This window comes from Selenomonadales bacterium, assembly GCA_017442105.1.
Classification (GTDB): domain Bacteria; phylum Bacillota; class Negativicutes; order RGIG982; family RGIG982; genus RGIG982.
Window position 1 is genome coordinate 1 of record JAFSAX010000142.1, and the last position, 6,585, is coordinate 6,585.

General features: G+C 47.2%; 7 protein-coding genes. 2 read left to right on the forward strand and 5 right to left on the reverse strand.

Features of this window, described 5'->3' with window-relative positions; all coding sequences use genetic code 11:
- A partial coding sequence (locus tag IJN28_05670) for an SAM-dependent methyltransferase (protein ID MBQ6713254.1) occupies positions 1–457 on the reverse strand: 457 nt, incomplete at its 3' end.
- Positions 454–1,128, reverse strand: a complete 675-nt coding sequence (locus IJN28_05675) for a Crp/Fnr family transcriptional regulator (protein MBQ6713255.1) — start codon at positions 1,126–1,128, stop codon at positions 454–456. The genes IJN28_05670 and IJN28_05675, both read right to left, overlap by 4 nt.
- A gap of 172 nt (positions 1,129–1,300) precedes the next feature.
- On the opposite strand from IJN28_05675, the gene IJN28_05680 reads away from it, so the two are divergent.
- Both IJN28_05680 and hcp read left to right on the forward strand, forming a co-directional pair.
- On the forward strand, positions 1,301–2,002 hold the full coding sequence (locus IJN28_05680; GenBank protein ID MBQ6713256.1) for a 4Fe-4S binding protein: 702 nt from the start codon (positions 1,301–1,303) through the stop codon (positions 2,000–2,002).
- 26 nt (positions 2,003–2,028) lie between these two features.
- Positions 2,029–3,606: a hydroxylamine reductase gene (hcp, locus tag IJN28_05685; GenBank protein MBQ6713257.1), complete on the forward strand. Its 1,578-nt coding sequence runs from the start codon at positions 2,029–2,031 to the stop codon at positions 3,604–3,606.
- Between the two features lie 107 nt (positions 3,607–3,713).
- Here hcp and IJN28_05690 read toward each other — a convergent pair whose 3' ends face one another.
- Genes IJN28_05690 through IJN28_05700 form a run of 3 tightly spaced genes read right to left on the reverse strand, consistent with a single transcriptional unit; the run spans position 3,714 to position 6,498 of the window.
- Complete coding sequence (locus tag IJN28_05690; GenBank protein MBQ6713258.1) at positions 3,714–4,913, reverse strand: ATP-grasp domain-containing protein; 1,200 nt, start codon at positions 4,911–4,913, stop codon at positions 3,714–3,716.
- Positions 4,914–4,958: 45 nt separating this feature from the next.
- Positions 4,959–5,714, reverse strand: coding sequence for an esterase family protein (locus IJN28_05695; GenBank protein MBQ6713259.1), 756 nt, complete (start codon positions 5,712–5,714; stop codon positions 4,959–4,961).
- 16 nt (positions 5,715–5,730) lie between these two features.
- A complete protein-coding gene (locus IJN28_05700; GenBank protein ID MBQ6713260.1) occupies positions 5,731–6,498 on the reverse strand; it encodes an alpha/beta hydrolase in 768 nt (255 codons plus the stop codon).
- Positions 6,499–6,585: the final 87 nt, after the last annotated feature.

Genomic DNA, 6,585 nt, shown 5'->3' on the forward strand with positions numbered 1-6,585 from the left:
CGGATAGTGGTGTCGCCTGCATAATGATAGAGATAAAGATTCCTGCACTGACAGCCGCACCGCACGCTCCCCAGAATCCACAGATACCGCCCGGCACCTTCGCTCCTCGGCTCTGCATCTCGACCAAAGCAGACATCAGTTCCACGTTACTGCCCGCATTGCAGTAAGCAGTAAGAAGGGCACTGCCTACAATGGTATGATGCTCGGGCCCGTGCATATGACAAAACGGCAGATCGACCAGTTCCTCAAATATGCGGATAGGATCCTTGGAGCGGGTATTCATACACACCTCTATGATCGTATCCAATCCTTTCGTATGACATTCATTGCATACATAATGTCCTTCCGTACACTTTGTGTTGCTTGGCTCGGTCTTGTGACAGACAGCACATTCCATCGTTTTTTCTCTGTCAAGATAGACGAGTGGCGCTTTGCAGATCAAACATTCTTCCGTCATGACAAGTCCCCCTGCAATAAAGTGAACTGATTTTTGTCGAATATGAGGAGGCCGTCATCTCGCATTTTGCCAAGCTCGTTTGACATGGCACTGCGGTCTACGGCAAGAAAGTCGGCGAGCTGTTGACGATTGAACGGTATGGTGAACGTACCGCTGTTGTGACGTTTGGCTTCCTCCGACAGATAGGAGATGAGCTTTTCGCGTGTAGAGCGTTTTGCCATATGGCCGAGTTTCTGTACGAGCTTGCGATTTTTTTCCGAGATAGCAAAGAAAAGATTCTTGACGACCATCGCATGGAATCGGCATGCAGACGAGCATACGGTGAGGATCTTGTTGACATCGAACAGAATGACGGTACTATCCTTCGCCGCGACGATATCATGGAGAAGCGCACCGCTGTCGGGCGCGGCATACGCTTCACCGAACATCTCTCCGACACCGACGATATTGATGATACTGCGATTGCCCCAGTAATCATGCTTCTGAATATGGATACTGCCCTCTGCTACGATAGCAATACAGCTGAGATGTTCTCCTTGACGGAAGATGTGTTCTCCTTTTTTATATATCACACACTTCGCTTGCAGACATCCGAGCATGGCAAAGATGTCATCTTCACCTACACCTGCGAACAGTTGTGTCTGTTTGAGCATTTTTAAATATTTTTTCATAAAAATCCTCTTTCTGTTGTAAATACAACCGATTTGTTTTATTTAATATAATATGATTATATCACAAAGTCAATGGATGCCACGATAAAAACTCCGAGGTATCCACCCTCAAAAAGCGAACGAGGCAGACAGCTCATACTACCTCGTTCGCAATCTCCAAGGAGGTATTGATATGATTAGAAAGATCATCAAAATCGACGAAACAAAATGCAACGGTTGCGGCGCGTGCGCGATTGCCTGCCACGAGGGCGCGATCGAAATGATAGACGGCAAAGCAAAACTGACTCGCGAAAATTATTGCGACGGGCTCGGCGATTGTCTGCCTGTCTGCCCGATGGATGCGATCACGTTTGAAGAGCGCGAAGCACCTGCTTACGACGAAGCGGCAGTGCTCGCAGAGAAAGCGAAGAAAGAAGCACAGTCAGCTCCGCTTCCCTGTGGATGCCCCGGCACAGCGGCGAAAAGTATTGCCCGAACCGAGCCAAAACAAGAATTACCGACATTCATGGAAAGCCAGCTCAGACAATGGCCTGTACAGATCAAGCTGGTATCGGTACAAGCCCCGTATTTCGACGGCGCAGATGTGCTGATCGCGGCAGACTGCACCGCATATGCGTATGCGAACTTCCATCAGACATTTATGAGCGACCGTATCACACTGATCGGTTGTCCGAAGCTCGATATGGTCGATTACCGAGATAAACTCTCGCAGATTTTCGCTCTCAACGATATTAAGAGCGTCACCGTAACACGCATGGAAGTCCCTTGCTGCGGCGGTATGGAAATGGCGGTCAAAGATGCCATCACCGCCAGCGGAAAGGATATTCCGTGCCGAATCGTAACGATCTCGATAGATGGAAAGATACTCAACTGATAATTGATTTTTAGGAGGAAATTAGTATGGAAAAGAAAATGTTTTGCTTTCAGTGTGAACAGACGAGAAATTGCACAGGTTGTACAGGTGCGGCAGGTGCTTGCGGTAAATTGGCAGGCACAGCAAAATTGCAGGATAAATTGACAGGCGCGCTTATCGGGCTTGCTCGTGCGGCAGAAGGAAATGAAGCACGCATTACACCTGCGACCGACAAGCTTATCTTGAAAGGTCTTTTCACGACAGTAACGAATGTCAACTTTAACAATGAAACGATCCAAGCGATCATTGATGATATCCACGCGGAAGCATCTCGTCTTTCGGGCAGTGCCGATGTACAGGATTATGATATGGAAGAGCTTTGGAACGCGCATGAAGATATCCGTTCTCTTAAATCTCTTATCCTCTTCGGTCTTCGCGGTATGTCTGCATACACGCACCACAGCGCAGTCCTCGGTTATACGGACAAGGCAGTTCTTGCTTTCTTCTATCAAGGACTCCGCGCGATCGGTCAGGAGGACTGGGGCATGAATGAGCTTCTCCCGATCGTGATGAAGCTCGGTGAAGTGAACCTCACAGGCATGGCGCTCCTCGACCAAGCGAATACCGAAACGTACGGTAATCCAACGCCGACCGAGGTCACGCTGACAGTAGAAAAAGGGCCGTTCATCGTTATCACGGGCCATGACCTCTACGACCTCAAAGAGCTTCTCGAACAGACAAAAGATAAAGGCATCAACATCTACACGCATGGTGAGATGCTCCCTGCACACGCATATCCCGAGCTGAAAAAATATCCGCACCTCAAAGGCAACTTCGGTACGGCATGGCAGAATCAGCAGACCGAGTTTGCAGATATTCCTGCACCGATCCTCTACACGACGAACTGCCTCATGCCGCCGAAATCGACCTACTCTGACCGCATCTTCACTACGGCAGTCGTATCGTATCCGAATATCGCACACATCGGCGAGAACAAAGATTTTACTCCGATGATTGAAAAAGCACTCGAACTCGGCGGTTATCCGACCGATATGCACTTCACAGGAATGAACGGCGGTCACTCGGTCATGACAGGGTTCGGTCACAACGCTGTACTCTCTGTCGCAGATAAAGTCGTCGAAGCAGTCAAAGCAGGCGCGATCAAACACTTCTTCCTCGTAGGCGGCTGTGACGGCGCGAAGATGGAGCGTAGTTACTACACCGACTTCGTCAAGCAAACGCCGTCCGACAGTATCGTACTGACGCTCGCTTGCGGCAAATATCGTTTCAACGACCTCGATCTTGGCACGATCGGCGGATTCCCGCGCATCATGGATATGGGACAATGCAATGACGCGTACAGCGCGATCAAAGTTGCTGCGGCTCTGGCAGAAGCGTTTGAATGTGATGTCAACGACCTTCCGCTCTCCTTGGTCATCTCTTGGTACGAGCAAAAGGCTGTCTGCATCCTCCTCACCCTTCTTCACCTCGGCCTCAAAAACATCTTGCTTGGCCCGTCGCTCCCCGCGTTCGTATCGCCGAACGTCTTGAATTTCCTCGTAGAGAACTACAACATCTCCCCGATCACCACACCTGAAGAAGACCTCAAAAAGATCCTCGGATAATATAGCCACCAACCACTTATCTGCAAACACTTATCAAAGCAGAAATATCTCTGCCCCGTGAAAGAAAAAAGCTCGCTTTAAAGCGAGCTTTTTTATCATACCTAATATTATGCTTTTGCAAGGCAAGCATCCGTATAGAACGCTTCCATTTCTTCTTTCGTCTGGAAGTTAGCAAGATACATCTGGTTGCCCATTGCACCCGAGAGAGCGAACGGAATACGTTCAACCATTTTCATGTTTGCGCTGTATTTTGCTACGAGTTCTTCATGGCTGATCGCATATTCTTTTTCATCGCGACGACCAATGAATGCGCAGTAAGCCGTTTCACCGACTTCTTTTTCCGTTTTGTCGAATGCGATCATATCAGCCCAGATCTTGTATACGTCTGTGCTGTTCGAGAAGTTCATCATATCGGGAGTGAAGCCGCCCGCAGGACGCATGTTGACTTCAAGCGCCATAACATCGCCTTTTTTCAATTTAAGACCTTTGTGATCTTCTTTCATGCGGAAGAATTCCAAATGAACGAAACGGCTTTTTACACCGAAGCTTTTTACCGTTGCACGACCTGCCGCACGGATATCTTCCGGCAATTCTTTGTGGATGTAGTACATCGAATCGTCTTTGTTGATAACGACTTCCATCAAGTTGGAGAGCGTTACGTTACCCGTTTCGAAGATCGGATCGCCGTTGGAATCAATGATCGCATCATAAGAGTTTACCTGTGCATTGAGGAACTCTTCCATGATGTACGGTACTTCTTTCGGATATTCGTTGATAAAGTTCACCAATTCTTCATCGTTCGTAAGTTTGTACGTAGCTGCCGCACCAACACCGTTATCCGGTTTTACGACAACAGGGTAGCCTACTTTTTTGATGAATTTGCGGCAACCTGCCAAGTCTTTTACCAAGTGGTAACGAGCTACCGTGATCTTTGCTTTTTTGTAGAATTCTTTCATTTTCGATTTGAATTTGATGAAGGAAATGTCTTTCGTCTGGAAACCGCTTGTGATGTTGAAGTCGGTACGAAGCTGTGCGTCTTTTTCGAGCCAGTATTCGTTGTTCGATTCGAGCCAGTCGATACGGCCGTATTTGAACGTGAAGAATGCTACTGCGCGATATACTTCGTCATAGTTTTCGAGGCTGTTTACTTTGTAGTACTCGTTCAAGCTGTCTTTGAGCTCTTGGCTGAGTTCATCATACGGCTGTTCACCGATCCCGAGCACGTTAAGGCCGTTGTTTTTGAGTTCGCGGCAGAATTTCCAGTAGTTTGTCGGGAAGTTCGGGGAAATAAAAATAAAGTTTTTCATGTTGTGTTTTGCTCTCTTTCTTAATAATAAATATGTAGCGGCATATTAGCCTTCTAACAACTTAGGCAGGAAATACGGTACTTGTTTGTGCCACCAAGGCCAGTCATGGTTGACATCATGTCCCCAGATGTCTACCCAAATATTGATTCCTTTTTCTTCGAAGATATGTTTGAGCTGGAACGTCGTCGTCGTATCTTCCCATGCACCCTGACCAACGCAGATGATACCTTTGTTGCGGTTGTATTTTTCAATATACGGATGATGCGACGGCATATTTGCCATATAGTGTACAGGCGAGTTGTTATATACGACTTCGTCCATGTAACTGCCGAAACCGAATTCACCCGTATAAAGACCGCTGAGTGCAAGCATTCTGTCAAAGATATCAGGGAAACGGAGGAACAGGTTTACCGAGTGCGATGCACCCATGCTGCAACCGAACAGCATGATACCGGGATTTGTATGCCAGCCGTTACGCATTTTTGCCATCGAGTGGATGAACGGTACCATTTCATCAACGATATAGCGGATCCACTGTTCATGACGACGAGCACGCCAGTATTCGTTACTGCCTTGCGCCGACCACGTTTCTTTGTCGATCGTATCGATCGAGAATACCATAACCTGGCCCGATTCGATCCACGGTCTCCAAGTATCCGTCATGTGGAATGCTTCGAAATCGATAAATTGTCCATCTTGGCAAGGAATGAAGAGTACCGGACGACCTGCATGGCCGTATACTTTGCATTCCATTTCGCGTCCCAAGGCAGGACTGTACGCTCTAAAATATTGTGTTTCCATCCCAAAACCTCCTATGTTATTTCAAATCATAAAATAATGTATTCATAAAGAACGGAATCTGTTTTTCCCATGTCGCCTCATCGTGATCTCCATTCGGAACGACACGACAATCGAGCATGACACCGCGTTCCAGCAGTTTCGATGCCACGCGATTGAACTGCCATTTCATATTCCAATGAAAACCCATCTCATACGAGCCGTAGTCCATATACACGATGGTATCTTTTTTGATCGGTGCATGACTGAGCAGATGGTCAAGCTGTGCAGTCGCGAACCAGATCGACGGTGACAATGCCGCTGCCCGCGAAAAGACATGATTGTAACGCATTACCGCGTACAAGCTCATCAAACCTCCCATCGAACTGCCCGAGATGAACGTATGCTTCCGATCAGGCAGTGTCGGATAATGCTTGTCGATATACGGTTTGAACGTATTGACAAGCCATTTCATCGTAATATGCCCACGGCCTTTGATACGGCCCAATTTAGAATTATCGAATGTAAACGGCGAATACTCAGATAATCGCCCATTATCCGGACTATGATTACATTCTACCGCAGCAATGATCAATTGCAGTTTATTGGATTCGGCGAACTTCGCCATTCCCCAACTCTTGCCATACGTTGCATCTTCGTCGAAAAACACATTGTGTCCATCGAACATATACAGTACCGGATATCGAACGTCAGAACCTTCTTTCCAATCGTCCGGCACATAAACATAAGCCCTTCTGACAGTTTTTCCCGTCAGTTCGGGAATCGTAATATTCCATTTTGTAATCATATTCAGGATCTCTTTTCTATTTAAAATTATTTAATACATATCGCAACCATGTCAAAACATGCTTGCCGTCTCAAACCACCTTACCTA

What these genes read in the sequence shown, in the direction of transcription:
- IJN28_05675 (MBQ6713255.1), bottom strand. Translation starts at nt 1,128, where the DNA reads ATGAAAAAATATTTAAAAATGCTCAAACAGACACAACTGTTCGCAGGT.
- IJN28_05680 (MBQ6713256.1), top strand. Translation starts at nt 1,301, where the DNA reads ATGATTAGAAAGATCATCAAAATCGACGAAACAAAATGCAACGGTTGC.
- hcp (MBQ6713257.1), top strand. Translation starts at nt 2,029, where the DNA reads ATGGAAAAGAAAATGTTTTGCTTTCAGTGTGAACAGACGAGAAATTGC.
- IJN28_05690 (MBQ6713258.1), bottom strand. Translation starts at nt 4,913, where the DNA reads ATGAAAAACTTTATTTTTATTTCCCCGAACTTCCCGACAAACTACTGG.
- IJN28_05695 (MBQ6713259.1), bottom strand. Translation starts at nt 5,714, where the DNA reads ATGGAAACACAATATTTTAGAGCGTACAGTCCTGCCTTGGGACGCGAA.
- IJN28_05700 (MBQ6713260.1), bottom strand. Translation starts at nt 6,498, where the DNA reads ATGATTACAAAATGGAATATTACGATTCCCGAACTGACGGGAAAAACT.